Raw genomic sequence first — 16,722 nt, forward strand, 5'->3', positions numbered from 1 at the left:
ACAGAAATCTATCAAATATAGCCAATATCTGACTTCATTCTGTCTCAGGACACACTTTCTGGTGCAAAGGTACAACTTTTTGTGTGCGCACACAAACATTTTAGGAGAAATGTTTCAAAAAGCCCTTTTTTCTTGATTAAGGTCAAGGACATTTACATTCCCGTTACGAAAACGGGCTATTTTTAAAGCTTTTGCCCTTTCAGGGCGACAGGCGTACATCCATTATTACCCAGGGCGGTGCCCTGGGCTAGGAGCTTCTGCCCTTTCAGGGCGTGCGGCTAAAGCGTGAGGGACGTGGCATTTCACCACGCCCACTCCTTTTTCGCCGCTACGCAGCCACTCCTGGCGTTCCGTAGTGCCCATACTTGGCGATGAAACGGGCGGTCTTGGTGTAGGTGCCGTCCTCGTTCTTCATGATGAAACCACGCTTCTTCCAGTTGCACAGCAGGATGGCAAGTTTCGTCTTGGTGCCATGAACCTGACAGATGTTCTGAATCTCAGTCTTATCAAAGGTGTCATGAACGAAGAGAAGAAGATTGCTCACGCCCGGAGTATGACAGATAGAACGGCTATCTGCATCTATTGCCTCCTGCATCTGATTGCCGAAGAAACGCATCTTGCACCACAAATCATACTTCACGCTCCATACGATGAAATCCTCCATCGCCTTCTCCCACTTCTCGCCATTCGCCAGATAAAGCACCATTGCGCGGCGGAAACCATTCGCCAGACCACGCTTGGCAAACTCGGCGTAAGGCTTGTTGTAAGCCAACTGAGCCATCTCCATAATCTCATTCTCCAGGCGCTCGATAAGCTGGCGGGCCTTACGGCACTCCTTGAAACCGCTGGCTGCATTCAACTGCTGGATGTAAGGAGAAAGCTGCGACTTAAACTGCACATCATAACTGCCCACCTCCGGACGCGGAGCGAAATCGGGACGGATGATGGTGGCGAGCGACAGGCGGCTCACGGCTCCATCAGCCACCTCACGAACCGAGAAGAACTTCTGCGTAACGGCAATGGTGCTCGAAGCGTTCCAGTTGAAACGGGTCTTTACGCGGGCTGTAACACTCTTGGTGCCTACTCGCTCCTGACCGTCCTCAGAATTGTCCCAGCAGAGACGAATCAGCTGGCTAGGGTCGTTAAACTTCCTGAGCATGTCTACCTCGTCCATCTTGCAGTAGAGATAAGCATCGCCAGCCTTCTGCACATCGTCGAGACGCTGGATGTAGGCAGCGCGGGTAAGGTCGGGCGAAACGATGCGGATGCAGATGTCTTCCGGGCGCACAGGTTTCTTCTTATTGTCGCCCATGGTGTTCACCTCGTCCTTCCAGTCCTGCTCCTTCTGGCGGTTCACCTTATCCATCTGAACCAGGTCTTCGATGATGCAGTCAATTGGTCCGTTGACGAGCGATTTGCCTGACGACATGGCTGCAATGAGCAGATTCATTATCGCCGCCTCGTGCACCTGATTATCGGTGTAGCGGAAGGTTACGCCCTTGAGATGAGCGGCAAGCGGAGGGAAGACCGCCATCGCCACAGCTGGCTTGAAATCGGCTGGCACCTTGCTGGTGAGCAACTTGATGAGCTTAGGCAACCGGGCAGGCATCTGAGGCGGAACATCGGCATAGATTCCCGCCTTCTCGGTGGCCTGCTTGGCAAGATGATTCTTGCGGGCAGTCTCTACAGCCTGCTTTACCAAATCCGGAATCGCAGTAGACTGAGCCACCTTGCAGGCATTCTCTACTGTGGCGAACGCCTTCGCCTCGTCTTCTCCGAAGGTTTCTATTACCTGCTTGATCCAAGCCGCCTCACTATTACAGATGTATCTCAGCAGGCAGGCTTCACGATAAATGAAGTTGTTGCGGTTGCCGTGGACAGGAGCGCCGCCCATCAGCTCTACCAGCGCCTTCACAATCTCCTCGTAAGGAACGCCGTCGTAGGTCTGTTCATACTGCACGGCATTGGCAGCCCTTCTCGCCTTCTCCTCCTCGCTCTCGATGGGTTCGAAGTCTACATCCAGCGGACGTCCGTCAATATCCAGTCCTCTCTTGCGGTAAGCCTCACGGTATTCAGCCACAGCCTCCTTATCCAGGCGCTTGTACCAGTCATTGGCAGTATAAATCTGGCTTGCCGCATCGGTGATGAAGATAATGCGCTCTGGGGTTACGCAGCTAGGGTCTTCGGTGGCGTGGATGAGTTTGCAGAAGGCACTCTGAGCCTCAGCGATGGTCATTCCTACTGGGATGCGGATGTCGATGTGGGCCTTGTTGCGGGCTGAGCGCTCGATGTGGAGCACCTTTCCATTCCAGAGTTCGATGTCTTCGGCTGAGAAGATTTTTTCTCTGAAGAGCTTCTCTGTAGGCTCATCAAACATTCCGTTCAGCAGAAGGGCGTTCTTCACCGCCGGCTCAACCTCCTCAGGATTGTCAATGTCTACGGTTGTCTGGAAGGTGAAGGCCTCTGGGTCAATGAATTTCTGGGCGCGATGGTCTTCGAGGAAGTGGAAGTAGTGAGGTGAGCGGAAAGGCAGCTGCTTCTTGAGGTCAGAAATCTTCCGGTCGAGCTGCTGGTAGGTTTCACCCGCCTTCATCTCCTCCTGCTGGGCGGTGAGGTCACGAATCTGACCAACGAGCTGTGCGAGCCAAGGCTGCTTGGTAAGCTCGGTGTAGTAATCGAGGAGATGGGATGAAATCTGTCCCATGTTCGCTCTGCGGTTAGGGTTCATTGCGATGATTCGGCTGCTGAGCTGCTTGCATTCATCAAAGGTTAATGATTTTTGTGTCATAAATCTATATTTTTTTAGTTGTAAAAGACAGGCTCTTTGCAGAAACCTGCCGCCTTTCATTCAGAAAAGCGGTGCAAAGATAATAAAAAAAAGTGACATATGCAAGAGTTTACTCGAGCAAAAAAGCAGGGGTATAAAGAGGGGTATAAAAAGGTATAAAAGAATAAACAAAGGGTATAAGAGGGGTATATTAATACCCCGCTAGCTACCATCTCTCGTCATCATCTCGTCATCTTTCATGGTGTTCGAGGTTGGCACTTTCTCATCCACCAGTTTCGGCAAGATTTCCCTCAAGTTCACATTCTCCGAACAGGCTGTTGTTCCCAAAATCATCTTGAAAGCATTCACAATATCGCAATAACGATTGAATCTTTCCTTGCTTACCGAGCCCAACTCACCTGAATCAAGTTTCCACCATTCCAGAGCCGCATATTCGAAAGGTGCAGATTTCACCTGCGCAAGATCCTTCCATTTGCAGAGCGGAGCACGCTCCGTATTCTCCGGAGGTAGTTTTTCATACAGGTGGGCCAGATGTTTGCAGAAGGCTGTAGGAGCTCCCATATCGAATAGCCCCCACCCGTTTAAGAGTCGGAACACAGGGAACCAGTCGGATTGCTTTTTCACCAGCAATTCAGGACAGCCGTTTTTCTTATAAACCGCTATCTTCGGAATTACCAAATCAACCAGTTCCATGAATTTTTCTTTCTTCACTTCGTTCGAAGGCTTGGCACCCACCGCCTTCATCGCCTTCAGCGACTCCTCATCGCCGTGCTTGCCCCACTGCTTCACATCGTTCACCCTGCCGTTCATAATCATCAGCACGATGCCCGAGAGCAGCTGGAGCATCTTCTTTCTTGGCACACGCTTATAGAACACCTGACGGAGGAAATCTACCGGGTCGGCCTTGAATGTTGGGTAGAGATTGTGAGGGAAGGCGTGCAGCTGCTGTTCTATTACCGCCAGCTGGTCTTTATAATCATAGGTGCCCGTCTGCTTCTTCTTGATGGCATTCGGGGCCTCTACGAAGAAAGAATAGGCCGCACGCTCGCGGTAAGCCGAACTGGTGATGAATCCCATCTCGGTAAGCAGAACGGCCCGGAGGCGCTGCAGTTCATCATCATCTATCTGCTCCAGCTTATGAAGGATGCGGTTTCTGGCCTGCGTCATTTCGCGGGAATAATCGCTGCGCTGGATTTCGAGGAAACTGCAGAGCCGCTCTCTAGCCTCAGAAAGGCAATCAGAAAGTTCCTCGCGCAGCATCGCCTCAGTTTCTTTATCAAGAGAACTGTTCTCCGCCCCAGAAGAGGTTTTATCGGATACAGAAGAGCTCTTATCCGAAGCGCCTTCAGAGAGCGTATTCCTGAGGCGGATGATGCTGTTGATGACGCCTTCGAGCATCATGGTGCAGTCGCTGAAGCGGGTGAGCTGTTCGATGGGCAGCACAGGACCGGAGTATTGCCAGTCATCATAAATCTTATCATCATATATTTCGCGGCGCGCCTGCTCCATCTCCTCATCAGAAACATCAGAGAGCACCCTCACCATGAGCTGCAATCCAGCCTTATCGCCTTCATTCTTACTGTTGCAGCCTATGCACCGGGTGCGCAGGTTCCGCTCCTTGCGGGCGATGATGAGGGCGCGCACGTCCTCGCCTTCCAGGGCTGAAACATAGCCTATGAGCTGCTGTTTGTCATAAGCTTTCACCGCCAGCATGTCGAAGGTGTTGGCGTCATCGGGTACGAGGCAGATGGTTCTTCCCTCTGCTTCTTTAGCATACTCTACCTCATGGCCTTTCACGTCATTATGGGTGAGTCCTACGATATGGAATGTGAGATTCTTCATTTTATGGTGTTATTATTGTTTTTACGTTTGTTTGCAGTCAGGTTACAAAAGTAAGTTTTTTCGGTGAAACCACCAAGTATTCTTGTTTAAATTTCCTAAAAGAGGGGACGGAGAAGCCGAGGGGGTTAACAGGGTTAACAGTTAACAGCCGTTTTTTGCATGGTCCCCCTCGCGTACCTTATTATATAATAATATATATATACTTATTTTTATATAAGTGTGTGGATGGAAGTATGCATTTTTGGGGTGTTAACTGTTAACCTGTTAACCTTTCCCTCTCAGAACGCTCCTCTCCCATCAGAACGCCCTCCTCTCCCGATGCCTGTTAAAGAAGACTGGCTGAGCCTTGGCAGAAAAAAGCTCAAACTCCCTGCTACAGCCCGTTTTACGGGCTTATATGATGGCTGACACGAGGCATAAATGATGACTGAGGCGAGGCATAAATGATGGCTGGAAAGGGGGCTAAATGATGCCTCACGAGGGGATGGATAATGCATCGCGAGGGAAGAAATATTGCATTGCGACGGAACGGGGAATGCATCGCGATGCAGAAAAAAGGGCTTTAGAGCGGAAAACTATGAGTTGCGGGGCAGAAAACCATGAGTAAGTTTTGTTAACTAAAGAAAAGCAACAAGGCGATACTCTTCTCTTATAGGAAGAATATCGCCTCATTACCTTCATTAAAAAGGAGGTCAAGGATGCTCATATTGGGCTGAAAACCGTATTTCTGCCCGTAAACCTGGTAATAGCGCTTCGACTCGAATTCGGGGTCAGGGAGCGGTTTCTTGGGACGAATTGCATCGCGGAAATCCTTAATTGGAGTGTTGAGTGTTGAATGTTGAATGTTGAATTGGGCTTGCGCCTCAGGGCTATCGAATTGGCTTTCCCTTCGGTCGCCGAACGTTGTTTCTTCACTCTTCACTCTTCGTTCTTCACTTAAAACGTATTCGTCAGTAACGCTTATCTTCGGACGGATGTCGAGGAGCTCTATCATCTTCGCGGTTGTCTCCATGTTGAAATCGAAGAGAAACTCGTATTTCTTCTCGTAGAAGGGGCGGATGTCGTCCTGGTAATACTCGAAGAATGGGCTCTCGCCGTAGGCGGAAAGGAGCGCATTCCAGTGGACGTGGCGCCAGTTGGCGTGGTCGGAGATGCGGATGTCCTTCATCGACAGAGAGATGTCGTGATTGGTGGGGATGGTGAGCGAGAGGGGGCCGTTGGTGGTAGGGATGATCATACGGTTACGATAGGTTTGCTTGATAAAGCTCTCGTGGCGCTCTATCAGGCATTCATCGTAGCGGTTCAGCTTCTGGTACCACTGGATGGGGCCGAAATATGTGGAAGAAAGAAGGGCTTTCAATTTCTGCTTTGTTATGAAGGGTTAATGATGAAGAGGGGGGGGACGAGCGATGGAATCGCTCGGAACGGGGGCAGACGGGGGACAAGCTTCCGAAGGCGCGAGGGAGCTAGAACAGCTTATGGGCTTTGCCTATCATCTGGTGCTTATGAACGAGCTGCTGGCCGGTTGGCGTCTTCAAGAGATAGAAGCGGCAATCCTTGCAGCCGCAGCGCTTGCAGCAGATGGTTGGAATGACAAACTGCACGGTGTCAATGCGCAGCGTATCGCCCGGAAGCTTCTCTATCCTGCCTATGAAATGAGACTCGAAGACGCGCTTGCGGCGCTGGTTCTTGGGCTGGTAAACCACCGTATCGGTGAATACAACCACATCGCCACGCCCGAAATTTTCGCAGTCAATCCTGTTCACTATCACCCGGTTGCCTGCCTTCAGCTGGGGCGGAAGCCCACCCTGAGGCACCGAGAAGATAGTGAAAACATAGGTGCGCACTGCCCAAGCCAGGAGCAGCGACAACACCAATGCTATTAGGAATTTGACGGCAGTCTTCAATTCTTATTTCTTTTTCTTACTTAATATTGTCTACGAAAGTGAAGAGGCGATTCCAACGGATGCCCGAGAAGCCCGGATGATCAGGGCTGTGGCTCCACCAGATGAAGATAGGCTTGCCCACGATGTGGTCCTCAGGCACGAAACCCCAGTAGCGGCTGTCGGCTGAGTTGTGGCGGTTGTCGCCCATCATCCAGTAGTAGTCGAGCTTGAAGGTGTAGCTCTTCGCCTGCTTGCCGTTGATGAAGATGCGGCCAGCGTTGTCTACCTTCAGGTCGTTGCCCTCGTAAACCTTGATGCAGCGCTCGTATACAGGCAGGTTCTTCAGCGTCAGAGCGATGCTCTCGCCCTTCTTCGGAATCCAAACCGGACCGTAATTATCTCTTGTCCAGCCGGTATAGGCGTTGAGCGGATAGAGGTCGCCATAGGTTGCATCCGTATTGATAGAGATGCTCTCTACAAGGTTTCTGTTCGCCTTCAGCGCCATGTAAGCCTTCTTGGTGAGTGGAATCACGCCGCTCTGATTATACATCAGCAGGTCTTCGTTGGTGATTCCCAACTCATCGGCAAGGTCGATTGGGAACTCGCCCTTGAGCTTCATCTTATAAGTATACTGCACGTTGTCAGGCTCCTTATTCGCCTTTCCGTTCAGATAAACGATGCGGTTCTTGATCTGCAGGGTCTGTCCAGGCAAGCCTACGCATCGCTTTACATAGTTCTCGCGGCGGTCGGTAGGACGGCTGATGATGTCGCCATATTCGCCCGGCATACTGCTGATGTAGTTGCGTCCTGTAGCATAAACCTGCTCAAAATAGTGGCGCTGCTGCAATGGGTTCATCGCGCGCACATCCTTTTCCAGTCCGTTTTGCTGCATCAGCTGGTCGCCGATGCTGTAAACCATCTGATAGTAATCATTCGCCTGATAGCGCTCCTCATTGACGAGCGTATCGCCTGCAGGATAGTTGAACACAACGATGTCGTTGAGCTTCACGTTGCCCAATCCCTTCACGCGGCGGTAATCCCAGTGAGGCCACTCAATGTAGCTCTTCACGTTGACCAGCGGCATGGTGTGCTGGGTGAGCGGCATGGTGAGCGGAGTTTCAGGAATGCGAGGACCGTAGCTTACCTTGCTCACGAAGAGATAATCGCCCGTGAGGAGACTCTTTTCGAGAGAGGAAGACGGAATCACATAGTTCTGGAAGAAGAAGAGGTTGATGAAATAAACCGCTACGAGAGCGAACACCAGCGCATCTACCCAGCTCATGATGAAACGGATAGGACCTTCCTCATCCTTCCACCACTGCCAGTGAATCTTCTTGGTGATGTAAACGTCGAAGATGAACGGAACCACAATGAGTCCCAGCCAGCTTTCTACCCAAACCAGAAAGAGAAGATAGAGGGCGAGAACCACTGCGAACTTCACCCACTGTACCTTCATATTGAGTTTTTGTTTCTGTTTATCTATCATAACTTCTGCTTAGAACTTAAACAAATCTGATGTAGTGAGCAAGCCGGAATGGTTGGCTGTGAACTCAGCTGCGAGAACGGCTCCCAGGGCGAAGCCCTTGCGTGAGTGGGCACTGTGCTCAATGGTAATCATATCAGCATCGCTGTCGTACATCACGGCGTGGATTCCTGGAACCTCACCATCGCGTACGCAGTTGATAACCAAATCCTCATCGGTGATGTTTGCATCGCCCTCATCGTGATGGCCATCCTCAGTCCAATAGGTTACGCCACGCTTCCAATCCTTCTTACGGTCGATATTGTCGATGATTTCCTCGGCAAGAGTGATGGCTGTTCCTGATGGCGCATCGAGCTTATGCACGTGGTGGGTTTCCTGCATGCATACAGAGTACTGTGGGAAACCATTCATGATTTTAGCCAGATAGCGGTTTACGGCAGAGAAGATAGCCACACCGATGCTGAAGTTAGAGGCCCAGAAGAGGGTCTGCTTACCGTCGGCGCAGAGCTTTTCCACGTCTTCCTTATGGTCTTTCATCCAACCAGTAGAACCTGAAACCACCTTCACGTTGTGAGAGAAAGCCTTCAGATAGTTGCCGTAGGCGGCAGTAGGGTTGGTAAACTCAATGGCAACATCGGCAGAGCAGAACTCCGGGCTGTCGATGTCTTGAGGGTTATTCACGTCAATCTTACAAACGATTTCGTGGCCACGCTGCAGGGCGATCTCCTCGATCATGTGTCCCATCTTTCCGTAGCCGATCAAAGCAATTTTCATCTTTATCTATTTTTTTATTTGTTCTATTCGGCAAAAATACACATTTTTCTTCGAAAAACCTTGAAAAATCCTTGTTATTATAATAATAAATAGAAAATTTTGGTTATTTTTGCAGTGATTTAAGGCTTTTAGCCTCATTTAGTAACTAAAAAAGAGAAAATTATGAGCAGATATATATTTGAGACGAAGATGGAAGTAAGAGATTATGAGTGCGATATTGAGGGCATCGTGAACAATGCCAACTATCTGCACTACATGGAACATACCCGCCATCTCTTTCTGAAGGAATGCGGCCTCAGCTTTGCCGAAATGCACAACAAGGGCGTGGATGCTGTGGTGGCGAGAATGAACCTGCAATATAAGGTTCCGCTGCAATGCGATGATGAATTCTTCTCGCGTCTGTGGCTGGAGAAGCAGGGCGTGAGATATGTTTTCCATCAGGACATCTTCCGTGCCAAGGACGAGAAACTCTGCCTCAAGGCAACCGTAGAACTCGTCTGCCTCATCAACGGAAAGCTGAGCAACAGCGAGGACTACGACAAGGCATTCGAGAAATACTTTAGTTAAGTTAATAGTTGATAGTTTATAGTTAATAGGGGCATCCTTGCTGACAGGAAGATGATGCACCCCCAACTAAAAGGTTAACAGGTTAACAGTTAACAGCTGTTTTTTGCACCATTCCCTCAATAAACTATTATCTATAAGCTATCAACTATCCCGGGACTTTCACCCCCATGCGTCAAGGATTCCCCACACATCAAGAGGTCAAGCCCTATAAACTATTAACTATAAACTATAAACTAAACATAAGATTATGGAGCAACTCCTTCACTACGTGTGGAAGCACAAGCTCTTCCCACTCACCCCACTCACCACCACCTGGCACCAGGCTGTGGAAGTAATTGACCCCGGACTGCACAACCGCAATGCAGGGCCCGATTTCTTCAATGCCAAAATCAAACTCAACGGTACCCTATGGGTGGGAAACGTGGAGATTCATGACAAGGCAAGCGACTGGTATGTGCACGGACATGATAAGGATGAACGCTACGACAACGTCATCCTGCACGTTTGCGGAACCATCGATGTGGAGGCAAAGAACTCGAAAGGCGAACCCCTCGTGCAGTTGCAGCTCGACATCCCCGAAAACGTATCGAAGCATTATCAGGAACTGCTGAGCATCGACCAGTATCCTCCCTGCTACCAGATCATCCCATCGCTCACCCGCCTCACCGTGCACAGTTGGATGAGCGCCCTGCAAACCGAGCGCTTATCGCAGAAAACCGATGCAATAGAGGCGCGCGTAAAGCAATGTAACGGCGATTGGGAGAACGCCTACTTCGTGACCCTGGCGCGCAACTACGGGTTCGGAATCAACGGCGATGCCTTCGAGCAGTGGGCTTACCATCTGCCGCTGAGAGCCGTAGACCATCATCGCGACGACCTCTTCCAGATAGAAGCCATCTTTCTGGGGCAAGCCGGACTGCTGGAACTGAACACCATTCCCGAAAGATATCAGAAAGATGCGCTGAACGACGGATATTTCTCCCGATTGAGGAACGAATATCTCTATCTCTCGCATAAATTCTCACTGCAGCCGATGGATTACAAGCAGTGGCGCTTCCTGCGCCTGCGCCCGCAGAACTTCCCCCACATCCGCATCTCGCAGTTAGCCAATCTTTATTATAACCGCCGTGCGGGGCTGAGCCAGCTGCTCGGGGCAAGCACGGTGAAGGAGGCGAAGCAGGTGCTCTCAACCAGCGTTACGGAGTATTGGGAAACCCATTATACCTTCGGCAGCACGAGCATCCGGAACGAGAAGCATCTCTCCCCTTTCTCGCTCAATCTTCTCATCATCAACACCGTGGTTCCCATCCTCTTTGCCTACGGCAGGCACCGGGGCGAGGAGAAATACTGCGACCGCGCCTTCGACTTCCTGGAGGAACTGAAGGCCGAGAATAACCACATAGTAAGGATGTGGAAGGAATGCGGTCTGCCGGTAGAGAACGCTGGGGATAGCCAGGCGCTCATACAGCTGAAGAAGGAATACTGCGACAGGAAGGAATGCCTTCGCTGTCGCATCGGTTACGAATACTTGAAGAGATAAAGGGGGACGAGCGATGGAATCGCTCGGAACGGGGGCAAGAGGGAGCTATGCTTGCTGATTGCTGCTGCTTTATTCTTTTTTCATTTATTAATTATTATTTTTAAGATTATGGGTGACCAACAGGAAATATTAAATACTATACTTTTAACAAGGCTCAATTACTTCAGTCTGGCAGGAATGCTGGAGCTATACAGAAAGGTAGGCTCCGCTACGCTCATCCTGGAACACAAGAACAACCTAAGAGACATCCTCCCCGATGCCTCGGATAAACTCGTGAGCGCTATCCAGAACTGCGAAGAAGCCCGAAAACGCGCAGAGGAAGAACTGGAGTACGACATACGCTACGGAATAGAACCCATTCCGATGAACGACGACCGCTATCCGCAACGCCTCAAGGATTGCGATGACGCACCCCTCATCCTCTTCTATAAAGGCAACGCCAACCTCAACCAGCAGCGCGTCATCAACATCGTAGGAACCCGCCACTGCACGCCTTACGGCGAAGACCTCATCCGCCGCTTCATCACCGACCTGAAGCAGCTCTCACCCAACGTGCTCATCATGAGCGGACTTGCCTACGGAGTGGATATCGTGGCGCACCGCCAGGCACTCGCCAACGGCTACGAAACCATAGGTGTGCTGGCGCATGGCTTGGATGATCTCTACCCCCGTCAGCACCGGGAAACGGCGGCAAGAATGATAGAACAGGGCGGACTGCTCACCGAATTTCTTACCCGTACAAACGCGGATAAGATAAACTTCGTGCGCCGCAACCGCATCGTGGCAGGAATGTCGGATGCCTGCATCCTGATAGAGAGCGCAGCTCACGGCGGCGGTCTCATCACCTGCGATATTTCGCAATCCTACGGTAGGGACGTCTTCACCTTCCCGGGCAGGATAGGCGACCACTACAGCGAGGGCTGCAACAACCTCATCCGCAACAACGGTGCCACGCTCATCACCAGTGCCGAGGACTTTGTGAAGGACATGCGCTGGCAGGATGATGCAACCCTGATGCGAGCCAAGCAGCAAGGTATCGAGCGTAGCCTCTTCCCGGAATTATCGCCCGAGGAGCAACTCATCGTAGATGTCCTCTCCAAGACCAACGACCTGCAAGTGAATCTCATCTCCGTAAAGACGAATATCGACATTTCTCGCCTCACTTCCCTCCTCTTCACATTGGAGATGAAGGGAGTCATCAAGACCTTTGCAGGGGGAATGTATCATCTTTTGAAGTAGTATTTTCTTTATTTTCAGAAAAAAGCAGTAACTTTGCAGCCGCAAAAAAGAAGATATACATCATAGGAATAAGAAGATTTCACTCGAAACTCATGAAAATAGGAAATATAGAATTTGGGCCTCAGCCCCTCTTCCTCGCTCCGATGGAAGACGTAACAGATATTGGTTTTCGCATGCTCTGCAAGCGATTCGGAGCCGCCATGGTTTATACTGAGTTCGTATCGGCGGAAGCCTTGGTGAGAAGCATCAAGAGCACCGTCAGTAAACTTACGATAAGCGATGAAGAGCGCCCTGTGGGCATTCAGATTTACGGCAGAACCACCGAGGATATGGTGGAAGCTGCCAAAATCGTAGAACAGGCGAAGCCGGATGTGATTGATATTAACTTCGGTTGCCCGGTAAAGAAGGTTGCCGGAAAGGGTGCAGGAGCCGGAATGCTCCGAAATATCCCATTGATGCTGGATATTACAAGAGAAGTGGTAAAGGCGGTAAACGTGCCCGTAACCGTGAAAACCCGATTGGGATGGGATTGCGAGAACCTCATCATCACCGACCTTGCCGAGCAGCTACAGGATTGCGGAATCCAGGCGCTCACCATCCACGGCAGAACCCGTAGCCAGATGTACACCGGAGAAGCTGACTGGAGCCTCATAGGAGAGGTGAAGAACAATCCCCGCATCCATATTCCTATCATCGGCAACGGCGACATTACGACCCCGGAAGAAGCCAAGCTTGCCTTCGAAAGATACGGCGTAGATGCGGTAATGATTGGTAGAGCCACCTTCGGCAGACCATGGATTTTCAAGGAAATTCGTGATTATCTGGATAATACAGGCGCAACTCCATTAACCGTGGATGAGAAAATTGACCTTCTGGAGGAGCAGCTGCGCATCAACGTGGAGCGCATCGACGAATACAGAGGCATTCTCCACACCCGTCGTCACCTTGCTGCCTCCCCTATCTTCAAAGGCATTCCCGATTTCCGTCAGACGAGAATCGCCATGCTGAGAGCCACGACCGTGGAGGAACTGAAAGAAATATTGAAAGAATGCCGGGAGAGAATCAAGGCAATAGAAATCTAAACTTGCTTGCGGCGGAAGGCAAATCCGCCGAAACCATAAGATAAGTAAAGGGAGACTCCAACGATAATGGTTGAAATCTCCCTTTTTTTATTCGCAGTTAACAGGTTAACAGTTAACAGCTGTTTTTTTATACTTTTCCCTTAAAACTGGAGGATATTACTTCTTCAATATCGAAGCACCTTCGAGCAGGGCTAATGCCTTGTTCTCGTTCTCCTCCATGATTTCTCGCTCTCCAGGGCCTTTGTCATTGATTCCGCAGAGGTGCAGGATGCCATGGATGATGACGCGGTGAAGCTCATCATCGTAGGTCTTGCCAAACTGCTCGGCATTGGTGCGGACCGTATCCAGCGAAATCACGATGTCGCCGTTAATCACATCATCCTCATCATAATCGAAGGTGATGACATCGGTATAGTAATCATGACCCAGATACTCGTTGTTCACTTCGAGAATCTTCTCGTCATCTACAAACATATAGCCAATCTCACCCACCTTGCGGCCATGAGAGGCAGCTACCTTGCGAATCCAGGCACTGGTGTCGCGCTTCTTGATCTTTGGCATTTTCACGCCGTCTACATTGTATGTTATCATACGCTTCTTCCTCCTATTTTTATTTTATTTTTGGTAAAAATTCATCTACTTCTCTTCCGAAGAACCTCAATTCCCTAACCAGCGTTGAGCTGATGCTGCTGTATCTTGGGTCAGAAAACAGCAGGATGGTTTCTACGCCGCCCAACTGCTTATTGATGTCAGCCTGCTCTCTTTCGTACTCGAAATCCTTGGCAGAACGGACGCCACGAACCAGGAACCTGGCTCCCAGGCGATGCGCCAAATCGATGGTGAGATCATCGTAAGAAACCACCTCCAGGCGATAACCCTTAGATGCATCCTCCGCATCCACCAACTCCGAACATTCCTTCGGAAAAACAGCCTTAATATCCTCCACACGCTTCGAGATTTCCTCGCTGGCGTGCTTCAGCTTGCTCACCGCCACTGCAATCACGAGCTTGTCGAACAAGGGCAAGGCACGCTCAGCAATGTTCTGATGTCCTATCGTAAATGGGTCGAATGTACCCGTAAATATTCCGATTCTCATAAATGCCTATTCCTCAAAGGCGTTAGCCCAACTTAACATTTAACATTTAACATTATTCAAACAAATCTCCCTGCATAATATTGCTTGTATACGGATTTCTGCCGAGATGCTCGTAGGCAAGCGGCGTTGCCATTCTGCCTCGTGGCGTACGCTTGATGAAGCCCTCCATGATGAGGAACGGCTCATAAACCTCCTCTACGGTGCCGCCATCCTCGCCTATTGCCGTGGCAATGGTGCTTACGCCTACCGGACCGCCACGGAACTTGTCGATGATGGTGGTGAGAATCTTATTATCAATCTCATCCAAGCCATACTGGTCGATGTTGAGCGCCTTGAGAGCCATCTGGGCAATATCGTAAGTGATGGTTCCGTTGCCCTTTACCTGGGCGAAATCACGCACTCTTCTGAGCAGAGAGTTGGCGATACGAGGGGTTCCGCGCGAACGACGGGAGATTTCCACTGCCGCCTCATCCTCTATCGGCACCTTCAGGAGCATCGCACTTCGCTTGATAATCTTCTGAAGCGTAGCCGGGTCGTAATATTCGAGATGCAGATTGATTCCGAAACGGGCGCGCAGAGGAGCTGTAAGCAGACCGCTTCTCGTTGTCGCTCCCACGAGGGTAAACGGATTCAAGTCTATCTGGATGCTGCGAGCCGAAGGCCCCTTATCTATCATGATGTCGATGCGGTAATCCTCCATCGCCGAATAGAGATACTCCTCTACGACAGGCGAAAGACGGTGGATTTCATCGATAAAGAGCACATCGTTGGGCTCCAGCGAGGTAAGGATTCCCGCCAGATCGCCCGGCTTATCAAGCACAGGACCCGATGTAATCTTGAATCCTACGCCCAGTTCGTTGGCGATGATGTTGCTCAGCGTGGTCTTACCCAATCCCGGCGGACCGTGGAGGAGCGTATGGTCGAGCGGTTCGCCACGATATTTGGCAGCCTCAACAAAGACCTCGAGATTTTCTACCACGCCATTCTGTCCGCTGAAATCAGAAAACTTCAGCGGGCGCAGCGCCTTCTCGAATTCCTTTTCGGCAGGCGAAACCATTTCTTGTCTTATATCAAAATCTTCGTTCATTCTATGACTATTATCGATAATATGGGTGCAAAGTTACACATTTGTTGCGGAATTAAAGAAGAAAAGCCGAATTATTTTGCCCATGATTTTGCACAATCCCAAAAGATTCGTGCAGATTTGCAAGCGTTACCCTATAAAAATGTTATAATTTATCATTTTCTTGCAGAATAATTTGTTTATCCGATAGAAAAGACGTACTTTTGCACTCGATATTGAAAGCGAGGAAAGAAATAAATAAGAGAGAAATATCAGGATTTTAAAAGAAATAGAATTATGCTTAAGTTATTTCAAGGGCTCAGCAAGCTGCTGGCCAATTACACATCTATCTTCGTGATAGGTGTTGCAGTGTTCACATTCTTCTTCCCACATACCTTTGACTGGGTGCGCGGAACTACTCAGACCGTCATTCTCGGCATCATCATGCTCACTATGGGTCTGACCTTGACCACCAACGACTTCAAGATTCTGGCCCAGCGCCCGCTGGATGTCTTCATCGGAGCCTGTGCCCAGTTTATCATCATGCCTGGCGTGGCTTATACCCTGGTTCATGTGTGGCATCTTGATCCAGCCCTGGCACTCGGAATCCTGCTGGTAGGTTGCTGTCCGGGCGGCGTTTCGAGCAACATCATGAGTTATCTGTGTCATGGCGACGTTGCTTTCTCCGTAGGAATGACCTGCGCCTCTACCATTCTTGCACCGGTGATGACTCCGCTGCTGATGAAGATTACGGCAGGCGAGATTATCCATGTAGATGCTGTGGGAATGTTCATCAACATCCTCATCGTAACGATTATTCCTGTAGCCATCGGCTGCGCCCTCAACTATATTTACGGCAAGAAAGACTGCTTCCCTACCATCCAAAGTCTGATGCCGGGCATCAGCGTTACGTGTCTGGCAATCATCGTAGGCGGCGTGATTTCTACGGTTCATGATGACCTCGTAGCCCGCGGCTTATCGCTCTTCCTCTGGACTTTCGCCGTGGTTTTCTGCCACAATACGCTAGGTTACCTTCTGGGTTGGCTTGCCGGCAAATGTGCCGGATTCAATACTGCCAAGAAGCGTACCATCAGTATTGAGGTAGGAATGCAGAACGCCGGTCTTGCCACGGTACTTGCTGGCAACTTCTTCGCAGCCCAGCCTCTCGCCGTATTGCCTTGCGCCATCAGCTGCGCCTGGCACAGCATTTCCGGTACCATCCTTGCCGGAATCTATCTGAAATGGGACCATCTGCATGAGAAGAAGTAAATGAATTCGGAAAAGGATTTATGAATTCTAACAGAAGCAAAGATTGAGCAGCACGCCCTGAAAGGGCAGAAGCTCCTAGCCCAGGGCAGCGCC

At 50.2% G+C, this 16,722-nt stretch carries 15 protein-coding genes; 6 read left to right on the plus strand and 9 right to left on the minus strand.

Going from position 1 to position 16,722, the window contains the following annotated elements:
• Window positions 1–328: 328 nt before the first annotated feature.
• From KSW37_RS09460 to dapB, 6 genes are all read right to left on the minus strand, one after another.
• Entirely contained in the window at window positions 329–2,788 is a 2,460-nt protein-coding gene (locus KSW37_RS09460) for a hypothetical protein (protein ID WP_217312931.1), read from the minus strand.
• A gap of 201 nt (window positions 2,789–2,989) precedes the next feature.
• On the minus strand, window positions 2,990–4,630 hold the full coding sequence (locus tag KSW37_RS09465) for a hypothetical protein (protein ID WP_217312930.1): 1,641 nt from the start codon (window positions 4,628–4,630) through the stop codon (window positions 2,990–2,992).
• A gap of 649 nt (window positions 4,631–5,279) precedes the next feature.
• Entirely contained in the window at window positions 5,280–5,990 is a 711-nt protein-coding gene (locus KSW37_RS09470; RefSeq protein WP_217312929.1) for a WbqC family protein, read from the minus strand.
• Window positions 5,991–6,096: 106 nt separating this feature from the next.
• Entirely contained in the window at window positions 6,097–6,537 is a 441-nt protein-coding gene (locus KSW37_RS09475) for a S26 family signal peptidase (protein ID WP_147350926.1), read from the minus strand.
• A 16-nt stretch (window positions 6,538–6,553) separates the two neighbouring features.
• Window positions 6,554–8,002: a signal peptidase I gene (lepB, locus tag KSW37_RS09480; protein WP_217743446.1), complete on the minus strand. Its 1,449-nt coding sequence runs from the start codon at window positions 8,000–8,002 to the stop codon at window positions 6,554–6,556.
• Window positions 8,003–8,011: 9 nt separating this feature from the next.
• Window positions 8,012–8,773 carry a 4-hydroxy-tetrahydrodipicolinate reductase gene (dapB, locus tag KSW37_RS09485; RefSeq protein WP_006848940.1) on the minus strand — a complete coding sequence of 254 codons (762 nt, stop codon included), beginning with the start codon at window positions 8,771–8,773 and terminating at the stop codon, window positions 8,012–8,014.
• Window positions 8,774–8,935: 162 nt separating this feature from the next.
• Between dapB and KSW37_RS09490 the strand changes: the two genes are divergently transcribed.
• From KSW37_RS09490 to dusB, 4 genes are all read left to right on the plus strand, one after another.
• Window positions 8,936–9,340 (plus strand): acyl-CoA thioesterase, encoded by a 405-nt coding sequence (locus tag KSW37_RS09490; RefSeq protein ID WP_217743447.1) that lies wholly within the window; start codon window positions 8,936–8,938, stop codon window positions 9,338–9,340.
• Between the two features lie 247 nt (window positions 9,341–9,587).
• Window positions 9,588–10,880 carry a DUF2851 family protein gene (locus KSW37_RS09495; RefSeq protein WP_118191777.1) on the plus strand — a complete coding sequence of 431 codons (1,293 nt, stop codon included), beginning with the start codon at window positions 9,588–9,590 and terminating at the stop codon, window positions 10,878–10,880.
• A gap of 108 nt (window positions 10,881–10,988) precedes the next feature.
• The gene (gene dprA, locus KSW37_RS09500) at window positions 10,989–12,119 is read left to right on the plus strand and encodes a DNA-processing protein DprA (protein WP_217312926.1); all 1,131 of its coding nucleotides are present in this window, start codon (window positions 10,989–10,991) and stop codon (window positions 12,117–12,119) included.
• A gap of 92 nt (window positions 12,120–12,211) precedes the next feature.
• Window positions 12,212–13,201, plus strand: coding sequence for a tRNA dihydrouridine synthase DusB (gene dusB / locus KSW37_RS09505; protein WP_118065879.1), 990 nt, complete (start codon window positions 12,212–12,214; stop codon window positions 13,199–13,201).
• 156 nt (window positions 13,202–13,357) lie between these two features.
• On the opposite strand, the gene ybeY is transcribed toward dusB, so the two are convergent.
• The 3 genes from ybeY to ruvB are packed head-to-tail and all read right to left on the minus strand — an operon-like array spanning window position 13,358 to window position 15,384.
• The gene (ybeY, locus tag KSW37_RS09510; RefSeq protein WP_006848933.1) at window positions 13,358–13,792 is read right to left on the minus strand and encodes an rRNA maturation RNase YbeY; all 435 of its coding nucleotides are present in this window, start codon (window positions 13,790–13,792) and stop codon (window positions 13,358–13,360) included.
• Between the two features lie 19 nt (window positions 13,793–13,811).
• Window positions 13,812–14,297: a pantetheine-phosphate adenylyltransferase gene (gene coaD / locus KSW37_RS09515; RefSeq protein ID WP_217312925.1), complete on the minus strand. Its 486-nt coding sequence runs from the start codon at window positions 14,295–14,297 to the stop codon at window positions 13,812–13,814.
• Window positions 14,298–14,349: 52 nt separating this feature from the next.
• A complete protein-coding gene (ruvB, locus tag KSW37_RS09520) occupies window positions 14,350–15,384 on the minus strand; it encodes a Holliday junction branch migration DNA helicase RuvB (RefSeq protein ID WP_117587145.1) in 1,035 nt (344 codons plus the stop codon).
• A gap of 3 nt (window positions 15,385–15,387) precedes the next feature.
• Between ruvB and KSW37_RS09525 the strand changes: the two genes are divergently transcribed.
• A complete protein-coding gene (locus KSW37_RS09525) occupies window positions 15,388–15,555 on the plus strand; it encodes a hypothetical protein (protein ID WP_006848930.1) in 168 nt (55 codons plus the stop codon).
• Window positions 15,556–15,657: 102 nt separating this feature from the next.
• Window positions 15,658–16,629 (plus strand): bile acid:sodium symporter family protein, encoded by a 972-nt coding sequence (locus KSW37_RS09530; RefSeq protein ID WP_006848929.1) that lies wholly within the window; start codon window positions 15,658–15,660, stop codon window positions 16,627–16,629.
• Window positions 16,630–16,722 lie beyond the last annotated feature (93 nt).

The sequence above is a fragment of the Segatella copri genome (assembly GCF_019127135.1).
Lineage (GTDB): Bacteria > Bacteroidota > Bacteroidia > Bacteroidales > Bacteroidaceae > Prevotella.